This window comes from Megasphaera sp. AF13-6AC, assembly GCF_027685385.1.
Lineage (GTDB): Bacteria > Bacillota > Negativicutes > Veillonellales > Megasphaeraceae > Megasphaera > Megasphaera micronuciformis.
In genome coordinates this window covers 1-331 of record NZ_JAQCUN010000346.1, presented here as the reverse complement: position 1 = coordinate 331, position 331 = coordinate 1, and the positions used below count along the sequence as shown (strand labels likewise).

Genomic DNA, 331 nt, shown 5'->3' with positions numbered 1-331 from the left:
AAAATTGGGCTTTGCTCCCGACTTACGCGAATATTGGACAGGCGCTCAGATTTTACAGGATTTGGGTGTTAAAGAACTCCGCCTGTTGACCAATAACCCCGACAAGATTTACGGTCTTGAAGAATTCGGTTTGGCTATTACGGAACGCGTTCCTATTGAAATGGCACCGCACGAACACGACGAATTCTATTTAGAAACGAAAAAGCACAAGATGGGTCACATTCTCCCCCACCTTCAATAGCATAATTGAAAAGGCCCTGCCACGGCAGGACCTTTTTTTATTGCAGCAAGGTAAATTCATCTTTATGGTATTTAATCAGCCCGTCTTTTT

1 pseudogene is annotated in these 331 nt (G+C 43.5%); it reads left to right on the top strand.

Features of this window, described 5'->3' with window-relative positions:
- Positions 1-241: pseudogene (locus PGX78_RS09375) on the top strand (bifunctional 3,4-dihydroxy-2-butanone-4-phosphate synthase/GTP cyclohydrolase II); the annotation flags it as partial.
- Positions 242-331 lie beyond the last annotated feature (90 nt).